Origin of the sequence: Lentzea sp. NPDC051213 (assembly GCF_044455585.1) — a bacterium.
Classification (GTDB): domain Bacteria; phylum Actinomycetota; class Actinomycetes; order Mycobacteriales; family Pseudonocardiaceae; genus Lentzea.
Genome location: NZ_JBITEX010000006.1, coordinates 76,317 through 91,196, shown reverse-complemented (window position 1 = coordinate 91,196; position 14,880 = coordinate 76,317). Strand labels below are relative to the sequence as shown.

The 14,880-nt window shown below is 67.7% G+C and carries 15 protein-coding genes; 5 read left to right on the top strand and 10 right to left on the bottom strand.

From position 1 onward, the window contains the following. Positions 1-442: 442 nt before the first annotated feature. Positions 443-1,213: an IclR family transcriptional regulator gene (locus ACIA8G_RS26580; RefSeq protein ID WP_396421373.1), complete on the bottom strand. Its 771-nt coding sequence runs from the start codon at positions 1,211-1,213 to the stop codon at positions 443-445. A 120-nt stretch (positions 1,214-1,333) separates the two neighbouring features. Between ACIA8G_RS26580 and ACIA8G_RS26575 the strand changes: the two genes are divergently transcribed. From ACIA8G_RS26575 to ACIA8G_RS26555, 5 genes are read left to right on the top strand one after another with little or no spacing between them, the layout of a single operon-like run. Then, complete coding sequence (locus tag ACIA8G_RS26575; protein ID WP_396421372.1) at positions 1,334-1,654, top strand: bifunctional 3-phenylpropionate/cinnamic acid dioxygenase ferredoxin subunit; 321 nt, start codon at positions 1,334-1,336, stop codon at positions 1,652-1,654. After that, positions 1,651-2,775, top strand: a complete 1,125-nt coding sequence (locus ACIA8G_RS26570) for an NAD(P)/FAD-dependent oxidoreductase (RefSeq protein ID WP_396421371.1) — start codon at positions 1,651-1,653, stop codon at positions 2,773-2,775. Before ACIA8G_RS26575 ends, ACIA8G_RS26570 begins: the two co-directional genes overlap by 4 nt. A gap of 46 nt (positions 2,776-2,821) precedes the next feature. Continuing rightward, on the top strand, positions 2,822-4,297 hold the full coding sequence (locus ACIA8G_RS26565; protein WP_396421370.1) for an aldehyde dehydrogenase family protein: 1,476 nt from the start codon (positions 2,822-2,824) through the stop codon (positions 4,295-4,297). Next, positions 4,294-5,763: a GMC family oxidoreductase gene (locus ACIA8G_RS26560; RefSeq protein WP_396421369.1), complete on the top strand. Its 1,470-nt coding sequence runs from the start codon at positions 4,294-4,296 to the stop codon at positions 5,761-5,763. The genes ACIA8G_RS26565 and ACIA8G_RS26560 overlap by 4 nt, the downstream gene beginning before the upstream one ends. After that, positions 5,763-7,217 carry an APC family permease gene (locus ACIA8G_RS26555; RefSeq protein ID WP_396421368.1) on the top strand — a complete coding sequence of 485 codons (1,455 nt, stop codon included), beginning with the start codon at positions 5,763-5,765 and terminating at the stop codon, positions 7,215-7,217. Before ACIA8G_RS26560 ends, ACIA8G_RS26555 begins: the two co-directional genes overlap by 1 nt. Here the strand turns inward: ACIA8G_RS26555 and ACIA8G_RS26550 are convergent. The 9 genes from ACIA8G_RS26550 to ACIA8G_RS26510 form a co-directional block, all read right to left on the bottom strand. Then, a complete protein-coding gene (locus ACIA8G_RS26550; protein ID WP_396421367.1) occupies positions 7,200-8,744 on the bottom strand; it encodes a helix-turn-helix domain-containing protein in 1,545 nt (514 codons plus the stop codon). The genes ACIA8G_RS26555 and ACIA8G_RS26550 overlap by 18 nt on opposite strands. Continuing rightward, positions 8,741-10,033 carry an MFS transporter gene (locus ACIA8G_RS26545; RefSeq protein WP_396421366.1) on the bottom strand — a complete coding sequence of 431 codons (1,293 nt, stop codon included), beginning with the start codon at positions 10,031-10,033 and terminating at the stop codon, positions 8,741-8,743. Before ACIA8G_RS26545 ends, ACIA8G_RS26550 begins: the two co-directional genes overlap by 4 nt. Before the next feature lie 28 nt (positions 10,034-10,061). After that, positions 10,062-10,793 (bottom strand): 3-hydroxybutyrate dehydrogenase, encoded by a 732-nt coding sequence (locus ACIA8G_RS26540; protein ID WP_396421365.1) that lies wholly within the window; start codon positions 10,791-10,793, stop codon positions 10,062-10,064. A 297-nt stretch (positions 10,794-11,090) separates the two neighbouring features. After that, positions 11,091-12,107 carry an LCP family protein gene (locus ACIA8G_RS26535; RefSeq protein ID WP_396421364.1) on the bottom strand — a complete coding sequence of 339 codons (1,017 nt, stop codon included), beginning with the start codon at positions 12,105-12,107 and terminating at the stop codon, positions 11,091-11,093. A gap of 76 nt (positions 12,108-12,183) precedes the next feature. Next, complete coding sequence (locus ACIA8G_RS26530; RefSeq protein WP_396421363.1) at positions 12,184-12,570, bottom strand: DUF3037 domain-containing protein; 387 nt, start codon at positions 12,568-12,570, stop codon at positions 12,184-12,186. Continuing rightward, entirely contained in the window at positions 12,554-13,333 is a 780-nt protein-coding gene (locus ACIA8G_RS26525) for a HipA family kinase (protein ID WP_396421362.1), read from the bottom strand. The genes ACIA8G_RS26530 and ACIA8G_RS26525 overlap by 17 nt, the downstream gene beginning before the upstream one ends. A 10-nt stretch (positions 13,334-13,343) precedes the next feature. After that, positions 13,344-13,799 carry an SRPBCC family protein gene (locus ACIA8G_RS26520; RefSeq protein ID WP_396421361.1) on the bottom strand — a complete coding sequence of 152 codons (456 nt, stop codon included), beginning with the start codon at positions 13,797-13,799 and terminating at the stop codon, positions 13,344-13,346. Next, complete coding sequence (locus ACIA8G_RS26515; protein WP_396421360.1) at positions 13,796-14,098, bottom strand: ArsR/SmtB family transcription factor; 303 nt, start codon at positions 14,096-14,098, stop codon at positions 13,796-13,798. Before ACIA8G_RS26515 ends, ACIA8G_RS26520 begins: the two co-directional genes overlap by 4 nt. A 17-nt stretch (positions 14,099-14,115) precedes the next feature. Continuing rightward, positions 14,116-14,847 (bottom strand): SGNH/GDSL hydrolase family protein, encoded by a 732-nt coding sequence (locus ACIA8G_RS26510; RefSeq protein WP_396421359.1) that lies wholly within the window; start codon positions 14,845-14,847, stop codon positions 14,116-14,118. Between the last annotated feature and the right edge of the window lie 33 nt (positions 14,848-14,880).

Sequence of the window (14,880 nt, the reverse complement as noted above, 5' to 3'; positions counted from 1 at the left end):
CGCTGGGCTACCGCCGCGTGCTGACCGACGAGGAGTCTCTGCCAGGCGGGACAGCCCCGGTGCGAGGCAGGCCCACGTGGAGCTCGGCGCCCCGCGCGATTCCTTATACGCGACGACCGTAACAGCGTTTTGGGACACGTCGATCGGGTGAAACACGCCGAAGCCCCCTTCACGCTCGGTCACACGGCCGGACCTTCCGGCCCTCCGAGAACAAGACTGCGAAGGGGGCGATTCAGGACAACACGTTCAGGTGAAGCCGAGGCCCGAGCAGCTACTTGACCGAGCCGAAGCCGTCCCAGAGGCCAGGAAGATCAGCGGCCTGCGAAGAGCAGCCCGCGAAGGCCAGCGAAGACCAGCCCGGGGAGACCGGCCCTCGAAGGCCGTCGAAGATCAGCCCGGGGAGACCAGCCCGCGGAGACCGGCCCGAGAAGGCCAACGAAGATCAGCCCGCGAAGTACCCAAGCTGAGCCGAAAGATCAGCCGCGGCAGAAGACATCGCCGGAATGATCTGCTCCACCCGCTCCCGAGACAACCGATACGAGGGCCCAGAAGCACTCATGGCCGCAACAACCTCACCCCGATGCCCCCGCACCGGAACAGCGACCGCGTGCAGCCCAAGCTCCAACTCCTCGAAGCACGCGGCATAGCCCTGCGAAGCCACCGTCTCCAGCTCCAAAAGCAGCTGATCAGGAGAAATGACGGTGTTCTCGGTGTAGGAGTCGAGCGGCAACGACACCAGCCGCTTCCGCTCGTCAGCAGCCAGATAGGCCAACAGGATCTTGCCGGACGAGGTGGCGTGCAGGGGTGTTCGCTGGCCGATCCAGTTCACCGCCGAGACGGCGGCCGAGCCGCGGGCCTGGGTGATGTTGATGGCCACGCCGGCGTCGTGGACGGCGATGTTGACGGTCTCGCCGAAGGAGTCGGCGAGTGACTGGCAGACCGGCTGGCCCAGCTTGGTGAGGTCCATGCGGCCGGTGGCTGCACCGGCCAGGCGCACCACGCCGAAACCGATCGCGTATTTGCCTCTTTCTCCGAGTTGCTCGACCAGGCCACGCGCCTCCAGGACGGAGACGAGTCTCGACACCGTGGACTTGTGCACCCCCAGCTCACCTGCGATTTCGGTGATGCCGGCCTCTCCCTGGGCCAGAAGTTCCAGCACACTGATGGCTCGATCCACGGACTGCACCTGAGCTGCCGAATCGGAGTTGCTCATCACGCAACAGTAGTCGCAGGGCAAAACAACCCGCTCGAACTCTTGACGGCGCGTCGTTGGGGCCGCACATTGTGTTGCGTCATTCGGAACGCGTGCCGCGTAACGCAACGGAGGCCGACGATGATCCGCGCCTGCGCTCTCACGGACCTGCCCCCAGGAGAGGCGGTGCGCATCGTCGGTCCCCATGCGCCGATCGCCGTGTTCAACGCCGACGGCGTGCTCTACGCGATCGACGACACCTGCAGCCATCAGGACGCCTCCCTCAGCGAGGGGTGGCTCGAGGGCTGTTTCGTCGAATGCCCGCTGCACGCCGCGTCCTTCGACCTTCGCACCGGCGAGCCCACTTGTCTGCCCGCCAAAAGACGAGTGAAGACCTACCCCGTTCTTGTGAAAGATGGAGAGGTCTATGTCGATGTCGAGGTGAACGAGGACGTGGCGTGAGGACGATCGCGATCATTGGCGCATCACTCGCCGGTTTGAGGTCGGCGCAGGCACTGCGCCAGCAAGGGTTCGACGGGCGGATCGTCGTCGTGGGCGACGAGGTGCACCTGCCCTACGACCGGCCTCCCCTGTCGAAGGACTTCCTCCTCGGCAAGTGTGAGGCGGTGCCGCTCGCGGACCAGGAGGATCTCGACGCGCTCAACGTCGAGTGGCGGCTCGGCAACCGGGCCACCGCGCTGCTGTCGAGCGGCGAGGTCGCGTTGCAGGACGGGACGATCGCGGCCGACGGTGTCGTGATCGCTACCGGTGGGCTGCCGCGGGCCATCCCGGGCAGTCATGTGCTGCGCACCCTCGACGACGCCACCAGGCTCCGCAACGCCCTGACTGACGCCCAGAGCGTCGCCGTCATCGGCGCGGGCTTCATCGGTGCGGAGGTCGCGTCCAGTGCGCGCGCGCTCGGCAAGGAGGTCACCGTCGTCGAGGCGTTGCCGACGCCGTTGACGCGGGTGCTGGGTGCGGAGATGGGCGCGGCGTGTGGACAGCTGCACGGCGACCACGGGTCAACGTTGATTACGGGCGTCAATGTTGATTCAGTCAACATCAAGCATGACGGGATCAACCCCGAGGTTGACGGGATCAAGCTCGGCGACGGTCGTCATGTCAACGCTCAAGTCGTCATCGCCGGCATCGGCACGCGTCCGGCCACGGACTGGCTCGCAGGCGGGCCCGTCAAGATTGACAACGGCGTCGTGTGCGACGCGGGCGGCGTGACAAACCTCAAGAACATCGTGGCCGTCGGCGACGTCGCGAACTGCGCCGGACATCGCGCCGAGCACTGGACGAGCGCTACCGAGCAGGCGCAAGTTGCCGCTCGCAACCTGCTGGCGGGCGACACGGTCGCGACGCACACCAACGGCGGTTATGTGTGGTCGGATCAGTACGGCGTGCGCATCCAGTTCATCGGACGAGCGACAAATGATGTTCGCGTCGAAGATGGGTCCATCGAGGACCGGAAGTTCGTCGCGACCTATCGAGACGGTGCCAACCCGGAGGACGTCGTCGGCATCCTGGCAATGAGCAACGCTCGTCTTTTCACCCGATTCCGCAGGAATCTCAAGTAGAGACGGTCGTCACGGTTTACCGCCACCGGCGACCGGCTATACCCCGATGTCCTTCGTGGACATACGAACAGGGAGGCAGTCCGTGTCGCCGGTGCGGCAGATCATCAACCCCTTCGACCAGAGCGTCATCACCGAGGTCGAGGACCAGACCCGCGAACACGCCGAAGCCGCCATCGCGAAGGCCCGGCACGCCTTCGACCACGGCGACTGGCAGCACTCCACCCCCGAGCACCGTGCCGCCGTCCTGAACCGCGTCGCCGACCTGCTGGAACGCGACAAGGAGGACATCGCCCGCACCGAGACGCTCGACACCGGCAAGACGCTGGTGGAGAGCCGGATCGACGTGGACGACGTCGCCGCCGTGTTCCGCTACTACGGCAACCTGGCCGGCCTGCTGCACCCGAAGATCGTCCAGGGCACACCGCCGGACGTCATCAGCCGCATCGACTACGAACCGGTCGGCGTCTGCGGCATGATCGCCCCCTGGAACTACCCGCTGCTGCAGGTCTCCTGGAAGATCGCCCCGGCTCTGCTCGCGGGCAACACGCTTGTCGCGAAGCCCAGCGAGATCACCCCGCTCACCACGATCAAGCTGTTCGAGCTGCTGCAGGAGGCCGGGCTGCCCGACGGCGTCGCGAACCTCGTCCTCGGCACCGGCCCCGAGGTCGGAGCGCCGCTGAGCGAGCACCCCGACGTCGACCTGATCTCGTTCACCGGCAGCTTCGCCACCGGGCAGCGCATCATGGCCGCGGCCGCGAAGACCGTGAAGAAGGTCGCGCTGGAGCTCGGCGGCAAGAACCCGAACATCGTGTTCGCGGACGCCGACATCGACACCGCGGTCGACTACGCGCTCACCGCCGCGTTCTTCCACGCGGGCCAGGTCTGCTCGTCCGGCACCAGGCTCATCGTGCACACCGACATCTACGACGACTTCGTCGACGAGGTCGCGCGCCGGGCCGACCTCATCAAGCTGGGCAACGGCTTCGACGAGGACACCGAGTCCGGTCCGCTCGTCAGTGCCGAGCACCGCGCCAAGGTCGAGAGCTACATCCAGGTGGCGAAAGACGAAGGCGCCACCCTCAAGGCCGGCGGCAAGCGCCCGGACGAACCGGAGCTGCAGAACGGTTTCTTCTTCCGCCCCACGGTCTACGCGGACTGCCACAAGGACATGAAGCTCGTCCAGGACGAGACGTTCGGCCCGATCATCACCGCCGAGCGCTTCACGACCGAGGAAGAGGCCGTCAGCCTCGGCAACAACACCGACTACGGCCTCGCCGGCGGCGTCTGGAGCCAGGACCTCGACAAGGCCCAGCGGGTGGCGAAGAAGCTCCGTCACGGCACGGTGTGGATCAACGAGTTCGGCCCGTACCTGCCGCAGGCCGAGTGGGGCGGCTTCAAGCGCTCCGGTGTCGGGCGCGAGCTCGGCACCGCCGGTCTGCACGAGTACACCGAGCCCAAGCACGTGTACCAGAACCTCAAGCCTGAAGCCCAGAACTGGTTCGCGCGAAAGGATCCCAAGTGACCGCATACGACTACGTGATCGTCGGTGGCGGAACGGCCGGCTGCGTGCTCGCCGCGCGGCTCACCGAAGATCCCTCGATCACGGTCGCGGTCATCGAAGGCGGCCCGTCGGACGTCGGCGACGAGAAGATCCTCAACCTGCGCAACTGGATCAACCTGCTGGAGACCGAGTACGACTACGACTACCCCACGGTCGAGCAGCCCAGGGGCAACTCGCACATCCGGCACAGCCGGGCGAAGGTCCTCGGCGGCTGTTCCAGCCACAACACGCTGATCTGCTTCAACCCGCTGCCGCAGGACTTCGACGACTGGGGCCACGGCTGGACCTGGGACGCGCTCGGCCCGTACTACGACAAGGTCGCGCTCAACATCATCCCGGTCGAGGAGAAGGACCGGAACCCGATCGCCAAGGACTTCGTCGCCGCCGCGCAGAAGGCCGTCGACGTCCCGGAGATCGACAACTTCAACGCCAGGCCGTTCGAGGACGGCGTCGGCTTCTTCTCCCTCGCCTACCACCCGGAGAAGAACAACCAGCGGTCGTCGGCGAGCACCGCGTACGTCCACCCGATCCTGGACCGCCGCAACCTCACCCTGCTGCTCAACACCTGGGCCGGCCGGATCGAGTTCGACGGCGACCGGGCGATCGGCGTGCACACCGACAAGGGCTACATCGAGGCCGGCAAAGAGGTTCTGCTCTGCGCGGGTGCCATCGACACCCCGCGGCTGATGATGCTCTCCGGCATCGGCGACGCCGAACACCTGAGCAGCATCGGCATCGAGCCGAAACACGACCTGCCCGGCGTCGGCGAGAACCTGCTCGACCACCCGGAGTCCGTCATCGTCTGGGAGACCACGAAACCGTTGCCGGAGAACTCGGTGATGGACTCCGACGCAGGCCTCTTCATCCGCCGCGACGAGACCGACCCGCGCCCGGACCTGATGTTCCACTTCTACCAGATCCCGTTCACCACCAACACGGAACGCCTCGGCTATCCCAAGGTGGAGCACGGGGTCTGCATGACGCCGAACATCCCCAGGCCGCACAGCAAGGGCCGGTTGTGGCTCAAGTCCAACGACCCCGCCGAAAAGCCCGCACTCGACTTCGGCTACTTCACCCACCCCGACGGCTACGACGAGCAGACCCTCGTCGACGGCTTCAGGATCGCCCGCAGGATCGCCGAGCAGGAACCGCTGAAGTCCTGGCTCAAGCGGGAGATCGCGCCCGGACCGGACGTCACGAGCGACGAGGCTTTGTCCGAGTACGGCCGCAGGGCCGCCCACACCGTCTACCACCCGGCCGGCACGTGCGCGATCGGGTCCGTTGTGGACGGTGAGCTGAAAGTCATCGGACTCGAGGGCCTCCGGGTCGTCGACGCGTCCGTGTTCCCCACGATGCCGACGGTGAACCCCATGGTCACCGTCCTCATGATTGGAGAACGCGCCGCGGACCTGATCAAGGAGGCGTAGTGACAGCAACAGCCGAGGACAGGCTCCGGGATCTCGGTTACACGTCGGAGTTCAAGCGGGACATGAGTCCCTGGGCGAACTTCTCGCTGGGCTTCACCTACCTCTCCCCCGTGGTCAGCACGTACACGTTGTTCGGCACCGCCCTGATGCTGGGCGGTCCGCCGATGATCTGGAGCTTCGTCGTCGCGGGCGTCGGCCAGTTCCTGGTCGCGCTCGTGTTCGGCGAGCTCGTCGCGCAGTACCCGGTCGCGGGCGGCGTGTACCCCTGGGCGCGCCGCCTGTGGGGCAAGCGCTGGGCGTGGATGACCGGCTGGGTGTACATGATCGCCCTGCTGGTCACCATCGCGTCCGTCAGCTACGGCGCGGGCCCTTATCTGGCAACACTTCTCGGCTACACCGCCACCGTCGGCAACACGGTGCTGTGCGCGGTCGCGATCATCGTGGTCTCCACGCTGATCAACTACGCCGGGACCAAGGTGCTGAGCTGGGCCGCCATCTTCGGGTTCGCCGCGGAGATCATCGGCGCGCTCGCGGTCGGCATCTGGCTGCTCGCCGACAACCGGATCCACGGCCTGGGCGTGCTGTTCGACAGCTTCGGCGCTGGTGGTTCCGGCAGCTATCTGCCCGCGTTCTTCGCCGCCGGCATCATCGGCCTCTACCAGTACTACGGCTTCGAGGCGTGCGGTGACACCGCCGAGGAGGTCAAGGACCCCGGCCGCGTCATCCCGAAGGCCATGCGCCGCACCATCTACATCGGCGGCGCGGCGGCCACGTTCGCGTGCCTGTCGCTGCTGCTCGCGGTACCGGACTTCGGCAAGGTCATCAGCGGCGAGGACGCCGACCCCGTCACCAACATCCTGACGAACGCCTTCGGCCCGGTCGGCTACAAGATCGTGATCGCGGTCGTGCTGATCTCGTTCCTCTCCTGCACGATGAGCCTCCAGGCGGCGGCCAGCAGGCTCACCTACTCCTACGCCCGCGACAAGATGCTGTTCGGGCACAAGGCGCTCGCGAAGTTCAACCCGAAGCGCCACATCCCGCCCTACGCGCTGGCGCTCGCCGGCATCATCCCGGCGATCATCATCTTCGCGTCGATGCTGTCCTCGGACGCGCTGGCCAAGATCGTGTCGTTCGCGACGCTCGGCATCTACCTGGGCTTCCAGATGGTCGTGTTCGCCGCACTCCGCGCCAGGCTCAAGGGCTGGGTGCCGTCCGGCGAGTTCACGCTGGGCCGCTGGGGCATGATCGTCAACGTCCTGGCGCTCGCGTACGGCGTCGCCGCGATGGTCAACATGGTCTGGCCGCGCACCCCGGACGCACCCTGGTACGACAACTACGTCGTCATCCTGTCCGGCGTCCTGGTGGTCGGCATCGGCGGTGTCTACATGCTGATCGCCAAACCGTTCGGCAACAGCGACGCGCCCGCCGGAGACGCGCTACAGCAGGCGCAGTAGCCGCAGAGCGAGCTGCATCTCCAGCAACCGGTCCGGCGACTGCCAGTCGCCGAGCAACGACGACACCCGGTCGAGCCGTTGCGTCACCGTGTTGACGTGGAGGTGCAGCTCCGCCTTGGCACGACTCAGGTTCGCACCGCAGGCGAAGTAGACCTCCAGCGTGTGCACCAACTCCGTGCCGCGCTCGGTGTCGTAGTCCAGCACCGGCCCCAGCACCGACCGCACGTACCCGGAGACGTCCGCACGATCGCCGAGCAGCACCCCGACGAACCCCAGGTCGGCCATCGTGGCGGCCTCACCGCTGCGCCCCAGCTGCTGCAACGCCCGCAGGCACCGCCGTGCCTCGCCGAACGCCTCCGCGATCGCCACCGGCCCCACCACCGGCCCGGCGGCACCGACCGTCGCGTCCAGCGCCTTCGCGACCTCGCGCGCCACCTCCGTGGACGGCGACGGCAACGCCAGCACGACATCGCGGCCACGCGACCCGGCAAGTCCTCTGTGGACCGACGCGTAGTGCGTTGCCGCGGAAAGATTCCCGTCGGCAACCAGCACGACGTGCGGATCCTTGAGCTCCACGCCCACCCGCCGCGCACGGGCCAGCAGCCCGGCCGGGTCCCGCCCGTCCAGGATGTCGGTGATCAGCTCGCCGCGGACCTTGTTCTCCGCCTCCGCCACGGTTCTGCGCAGCAGCAACAACAACGCCGTCACCGCCGCCGACCGCTCGAACAACCGCCGTTCCGCGTCCGAGAGCTCCGGCCGCCCGGCCAGGGTGATCCCGCCCAGCAGCTCCGAACCGGCCAGCACCGCGCACACCCACGTCGAACCGACCAGCACGGCCCGCCCGTTGGCCCGCACCGCGAGCGACGGCACCGTGTCGAGCACCTCGACCGGCCCGCCGAGCAGCTCCCCCACGGCCGCCGCCACCTCGGCGGAAGAACCGCCACGCAGCACCAGGTCCGTCAACCGGTCGTGCGCCTCCTCGGCGCGTTTCATGGCCTCGTTGTGCGACTGGATCGTCGCGAACAACGACGCCGTGTCGATCGCGATGGCCGCGTGGTCGGCCAGCGACGACAGCAGCGCCACCTCCTCCGGCGGGAACTCCCGCGACGAACGATCCGCCGCGTACAGCACGCCGATGACCTTCGAGTCGAGCTTCAGCGGCACGCCCAGGATCGCCACCAGGCCCTCGTCGTGCACCGCCGAGTCGATCGGCCTGGTGTGGTTGAACCGGGCGTCGGCGAAGTAGTCGGAGGTCGCGTACGGCCGCGCGGTCTGCGCCACCAGACCGCCGAGGCCCTCTCCCAGGCCCAGCCGCACCTTCTGGAACAACGGCGAGACCGACCCGTCCGTCACCCGCATGTAGGTGCCGGCCGGGTCGTTCATCGACAGGTACGACACGTCGGTGCCGAGCAGCGTCCGCGCCCGCCGCACGATCGAGCGGAGCACCGCGTCCGGGTCGCGGATGCCCGCGAGCTCGGACGCGGTCTCGAACAACGCCGCCAGTTCGGCCTCACGCCGTCGTGTCACACCCCAACCCTGTCACGTCCCTCGAGATCCGCACCACGGGTCTCACGCGCGATCAGGATCGCCGCGGTCGTCACCACGCAGGTGATCAGCACGTAGATGGCGATCGGCACGGACGACTTGTAGGCCTGCAACAGCGCCGTCGCGATCAGCGGCGCGAGCGCACCGGCCACGATCGACGCCAGCTGGTAGCCGATCGACGCGCCCGAGTACCGCACCCGCGTCCCGAACATCTCCGAGAAGAACGCCGCCTGCGGCCCGTACATCGCGCCGTGCAGCACCAGCCCGACCGTCGTCGCCAGCGTGATCAGCACCGGGTCCTTGGTGTTCAGCAGCGCGAAGAACGCGAAGATCCACCCGCCCATGCCGACCGCGCCGATCAGGTAGATCGACCGCCGCCCGAACCGGTCGGACAACGCGCCCCACATCGGGATCGCGAAGAGGTGCACCGCCGAGGCGATGAGCACCGCGTTGAGCCCCACCGACTTCGACAGCCCGAGCCCGGTCACCACGTAGACCAGGATGAACGCCGTGATCACGTAGTACGACACGTTCTCGGCGAACCGCGCGCCCATCGCGATCAGCACCTCGCGCCAGTTGTGCTTCAGCAGCTCCACCACGGGAGGCTTCTCGAGCTTGGGCGCCTTCTCCAGCTTTTCCTGCGCGGCCAGGAAGATCGGCGACTCGGACACCGTCAACCGGATCCACAGCCCGATCACCACGAGCACGCCCGACAGCAGGAACGGGATCCGCCAGCCCCACGCCAGGAAGTCCTCGTCCGACTGCACCGCCGCCAGCACCGCCAGCACCGAGGTCGCCAGCAGGTTCCCGCACGGCACACCGGCCTGCGGCCACGACGCCCAGAACCCGCGGCGCGCCGGATCGCCGTGCTCGGACACGATCAGCACGGCCCCGCCCCACTCACCGCCCAGCGCGAAGCCCTGCACCAGCCGCAGCAACGTCAGCAGCAACGGCGCCGCCAGCCCGATCGTCGCGTACGTCGGCAGCACGCCCATCAACATCGTCGCGCCACCCATCAGCAGCAACGACAGCACCAGCAACTTCTTGCGCCCCAGGCGATCCCCGTAGTGGCCGAACACCAGGCCGCCCAGCGGCCGCGCCAGGAAGCCGATCGCGTACGTGGTGAACGCGAGCAGCGTGCCGGTCAGCGGATCCGCGGTCGGGAAGAACAGCTTGTTGAACACCAGCGCGGCGGCCGACCCGTAGAGGAAGAAGTCGTACCACTCGACCGTTGTTCCGATGAGCGAAGCGCCTACCACTTTTTTGATCATCGAGAACTCCTCCGTGAGGGACCGCGCCTCATTGCGCGGTCCAGCCGCCGTCGACGACCAGCGACGTGCCGGTGACAAAACTGTTGTCGCACAACCACAACACGGCGGCGGCCACCTCGGAAGGCTCGAGCAGCCGTTTCACCGCACTGCGCTGCAGGAAGATCTGCGCGGGTACCTCTTCAGGAGCAATCCCGTGCACCCGCGCCTGGTCGGCGATCTGCCGCTCCACCAGCGGGGTCCGCACGTAGCCGGGCGCGACGCAGTTGGACGTCACGCCGTGAGGGGCACCTTCGAGCGCGGCGACCTTGGAGAACCCCTCCAGGCCGTGCTTCGCGGCGGTGTAGGCCGACTTGAACGCGGACGCGCGCAACCCGTGCACGCTGGAGATGTGGACCAACCGGCCCCAGCCGCGGGAGTACATGTGCGGCAGCACGTGCCGGGTGAGCCGGAACGCCGCCACCACCATCAGCTCGACCATCGCCGAGAAGCGCTCGGCGGGGAACTCGTGGATGGGCGCGACGTGCTGCACGCCGGCGTTGTTGACCAGGATGTCGATCTCGGCGGGCAACACCTCGACCGAGCCCGTCAGGTCCAGGACGTGCCCGGTACCGCCCAGTTCGGCGGCGAAGGTCAGGACCTGGGGATCGAGGTCGACCAGATGGACTTCGGCGCCCTCAGCGGCCAGCGCGCGGGCGCAGGCCAGGCCGATCCCGCTCGCGGCTCCGGTGACCAGCGCGGTGTGACCCGCAACACTCGACATACCCCAGAACGGTAGGGGTCACGCGCCGTGACCGACATGTGGCGGCCCCACATAATGCCTGGTAGCAAGGTGGGTTTAGCCAACATTTAGTCGCGCTCAGGCATATCTGGCGATCCGCCTGGGTACAGGGGCGTAAGCTCCCGTCACCTGTTCGGGGGAAGATCTGCAAGAGGGGGCTACACGATGTCAGCAACACCGATCTACGACGACCTCCTGCGCGAGCTCGAAGAGATCGCACAGGAGGCCGGACTGACGGGCGCGGAGCCCACTCCCGCACCCGTCAAGCAGTAGGAACAGCTACTTCGGAGGGGCGATCAGGTCGGCCGGAATCGGCTCGTCCTTGCTGATCAGGTCGAACAGCTGAGAAGCCTTCTCCTTGTTCCACTGCACGACCGAGCCCGCCCCGGGCACCGTCGGCGTGGACCCGACCGGCACCGTTCCGCTCGTCGCGTCGCTCATGTTGAGCGCGACGCTCGCCAGGTGCCACACGTGGTCGTCCTGGTTGACCGACACCGAACCGGACGCCGCGTTCATCAGCGGGATCACCCGGAACGGGTTCGCGAGCGTGGCCGGGCTCTTGACCTTCTCGAACAACGCCGACAGGAACTTCCGCTGGTTCTGCACGCGCTGCAGGTCGGCGGTCGCGAACGCGCGGGTCCGCACGAACCCGAGCGCCTTCGGGCCGTCGAGCTCCTGGCAGCCCGCGGGCAGGTCGATGCCGGCCAGCGGGTCCTTGATCGGCTCGTCGATGCAGATGTCGACACCACCGACCGCGTCGACCATGTCGGAGAACCCGCCGAAGCCGATCTCCATGTAGTGGTCGATCCGCACGCCGGTCGCACCCTCGACGGTCTGCACGAGCATCTTCGGCCCGCCGAACGCGTACGCGGCGTTGACCTTGTTGCGGCCGTTCTCCGGGATCGCGACGTACGAGTCACGCGGAATCGACAGCAGCGTCGGCTTTGCGGCGCTGTTGTCCGGCAGGTGCAACATCATGATGGTGTCGGTGCGCCGCCCGGCGGCGTCACCCGTGGCGAGCGCGTCCTTCTGCTCCTGCGTCAGGCCTTCGCGCGCATCCGAACCGACGAGCAGCCACGTGGTGCCCGGCGTCTCCGCAGGACGGCCCTCGTAGTCCGGCAGCGCGTCGATCCGCGTCAGCGTCGAGTCCACGTAGAACCCGAATCCGACGGTGCCCAGCACCAGGACGAGCAGCAGCACCAGGATCACGCGCCCAGGACGCTTCTTCTTCCTCGGCCGCTGCGGCGGCATGGGACGCCGCGGCTGCTGGTAGCCGTGGTGATACCCAGCGCTCATGTGTCGCCAACCCCGATCGCGTTAGTTTCGCTTTGCACCTAGGGACGCGAAGCGCCCGTTCAGGTTGCGAGGAAACCTACCTCGGAGGCAGCACCAGTGCTTCGAAAAGCCGGTTGACCTCGGCCGACGGGTCCTCGGTCCACCCCGTGTGCGCGGGTGAGGTCTGGACGATGGTGCTGCGCGGCGCGGTCAGCCAGCGGAAACGCTGCCCGATCGTCGTCCCGCTCACCGGACCGGCGTCGGGCGTGCCGTCGCACGAGTTCGTGAGGTGCTTCAGGCTCGTCTCCAGCACCTCGACGTCCAGCTGCGGGTCCAGCACCCGCAGCCGGTCACCGTCCACATAGGTCTTCGCGCACAGGAAGTCCAGCGCGGCGCAGTAGACGATGACGCCGACGTTCATGAACTCGCCCCGCTCCTGCCGCGGTACCGCCCGCAGCAGGGCGTACTCAAACACGTGCGGCACGCGCGGCCTCCAGCGAGTCGACCCAGCCGCGGTTCGCGAGGCGGTAGGTGAAGAAGTCCTTGTAGCGCTGCCGCATTTCGGCCGGGACGCCTTCCAGCCACTCGTCCGGGACGAGCGCGAGCACCTCGTCGAGCAGCTCCGGCGTCACCTGCCCTGCCAGCTCGGCGTCCACATCGGACAGTGCGCCGGCGTTCGGCAGCATCGCGTGGTCGGACGGGTCGAACCGGAAGTCCTTCGTGGCGGGCTTCTCCTGGCTCCACGAGTAGTGGAAGTACAGCGAGGCGCCGTGGTCGATCAGCCACACCTGGCGGTGCCACAGCAGCATGTTCGGGTTGCGCCAGCTGCGGTCCACGTTGAGCACCAACGCGTCCAGCCACAGCAGCTTCGTCGCGAGCCCGACGCCGGGGTCGCGCACGACCGGGTTGAAGTCGAACGAACCGGGCAGGTAGTCGAAGCCGATGTTGAGGCCGCCACTGGCCCGCAGCAGCTCCTGGACCTCCTGGTCCGGTTCCGCGCGCGCCAGCTCCGGGTCGAGGTGCACCAGCACGATCTCGGGTATGCGGAAGCCCAGCCGCCGGGCCAGCTCGCCGACGATGATCTCGGCGACCAGCACCTTCACGCCCTGTCCGGCGCCGCGGAACTTCACCACGTACATACCCAGGTCGTCGGCCTCGACCAGCCCCGGCATGGAACCGCCCTCGCGGAACGGCGTCACGTACCGGGTGGCCGTGACCTCCCTCAACGAATCCACTGCCACATTCACCAGCGCATGATCACACGAAGACCTGCTGGAAGCCGACCAGAATAGCGCCCCAGCCACCCTCTCCGGCGACACCCTCGCTCACGCGTTCCGGCTTGGTGAAGTGCCGCTCGAACGCGCCGTGCACCAGCTCAACGCGGGTGCCGGAACCCTCTGGCGTGAAGGTGATCTCCACCTCGGACGCCCGCGCCGGGTCCGGGTCGTAATTCCAGTCACCGTCGAGGTGCCAGGCCAGCAGCAGGCGCACCGGCGGTTCCCAGGCCTTGACGGAACCCCACTCGCACTCCGCTCCATCGGTGCCGATCTCGTACCAACGACCACCGCTGAACGGCTCGACGACGACATCTTTCAGGTCCGCCTCGCCGATGTGGTGCCCGGAAGGCCACCACGTCACGAACTTCTCCGTGAACACCTTGAAGGCGTGGTCCGCCGAAGCGTTGACCAGCACCGATCTCCGGACTTCCGTCATCGTTCCTCCACGACCGCAGCGAAGTTCGCGAGTGCCTGACCCCAGACGTCGTCGAGGTAGTCGCGCATCGCGGCCACCCCGACGTGATCGACGGAGTACCGCCGCCGCGTGCCCTCCGCCTCGACGCAGACCAGCCGTGCCTCCCTGAGCACCTTGAGGTGCTGGGACACGGCCGGCCGCGACACGGGCAGCTCGGCGGCGATCTCCCCCACTGCTCGCGGCCGCGCCACGAGCAGCGTGAAGATCTCGCGGCGGGTCGGATCGCCGAGCGCCGCGAACGCCACTTGGTAAGTCTCCACGAACGGTAAGTCTGAACTTACCAACCAGCGGAAGTCAACGCCTGGAGGTAGGCGGCCTGACCGGCCTTGTTCGGGTGGTAGGAGTCCTCGGTCGGGCTGACCAGCGCGTTGATCCACGGCTCCGAGGCACAAACACCGTGCTCCGCGAACGCGTCCCGCACGTCGACGTAGCGCGCACCGGTCCGTTCCGCCGCCGCCCCGATCACCCCGGCCAGCTGGTCGGCGGCCTCGTTGAGCACCGCGCGTTTGGCGGGGGTCAGCGTCCGGCAGCTCTCGCTGGGCGTGAACAGCCGCGGATAGCCGAGCACGACCAGCGTGGCGTCCGGCGCGGCCGCCTTGATCGTGGCGTAGGTGGCGTCGAGCCGGGCGGGCAACTGGTCGCGGATGAAGTCCCCGGCCTTCCCCACCCTCTTCGCGCACGCCCGGTCACCGCTGAGCGTGCAGGTCGTCAGCACGTCGACGAAGCCGAGGTCGTTGCCGCCGATCGTGATCGTGACGAACGTGGTGGCCGGGGTGAGCGCCGCGAACTGGCGCTTGAGCGACCTCGTGGTCGCACCCGAGCACGCGACGAACTTGAACGACGGGAAGCCCTCGCCGTGCAACGCCGGATAGGAGTTCGAGCTGCGCCGGCACGAGCCGTCCACATAGGAACCAGCGCCCGCCCCGCTCGCGTAGGAGTCGCCGAGTGCGACGTACTCCGGTGCGAGCGGAACGGGCGCCAAGAGAGCTACTGCGAGCACACCAGCCATGAGTCCCATAGGGCCGGAGTACCACTGTGGACG

Excerpts from the sequence above, each read along its gene's own strand:
- ACIA8G_RS26580 (WP_396421373.1), bottom strand. The coding sequence starts at position 1,213 with ATGAGCAACTCCGATTCGGCAGCTCAGGTGCAGTCCGTGGATCGAGCC.
- ACIA8G_RS26575 (WP_396421372.1), top strand. The coding sequence starts at position 1,334 with ATGATCCGCGCCTGCGCTCTCACGGACCTGCCCCCAGGAGAGGCGGTG.
- ACIA8G_RS26565 (WP_396421370.1), top strand. The coding sequence starts at position 2,822 with ATGTCCTTCGTGGACATACGAACAGGGAGGCAGTCCGTGTCGCCGGTG.
- ACIA8G_RS26545 (WP_396421366.1), bottom strand. The coding sequence starts at position 10,033 with ATGATCAAAAAAGTGGTAGGCGCTTCGCTCATCGGAACAACGGTCGAG.
- ACIA8G_RS26540 (WP_396421365.1), bottom strand. The coding sequence starts at position 10,793 with ATGTCGAGTGTTGCGGGTCACACCGCGCTGGTCACCGGAGCCGCGAGC.
- ACIA8G_RS26535 (WP_396421364.1), bottom strand. The coding sequence starts at position 12,107 with ATGAGCGCTGGGTATCACCACGGCTACCAGCAGCCGCGGCGTCCCATG.
- ACIA8G_RS26520 (WP_396421361.1), bottom strand. The coding sequence starts at position 13,799 with ATGACGGAAGTCCGGAGATCGGTGCTGGTCAACGCTTCGGCGGACCAC.
- ACIA8G_RS26510 (WP_396421359.1), bottom strand. The coding sequence starts at position 14,847 with ATGGCTGGTGTGCTCGCAGTAGCTCTCTTGGCGCCCGTTCCGCTCGCA.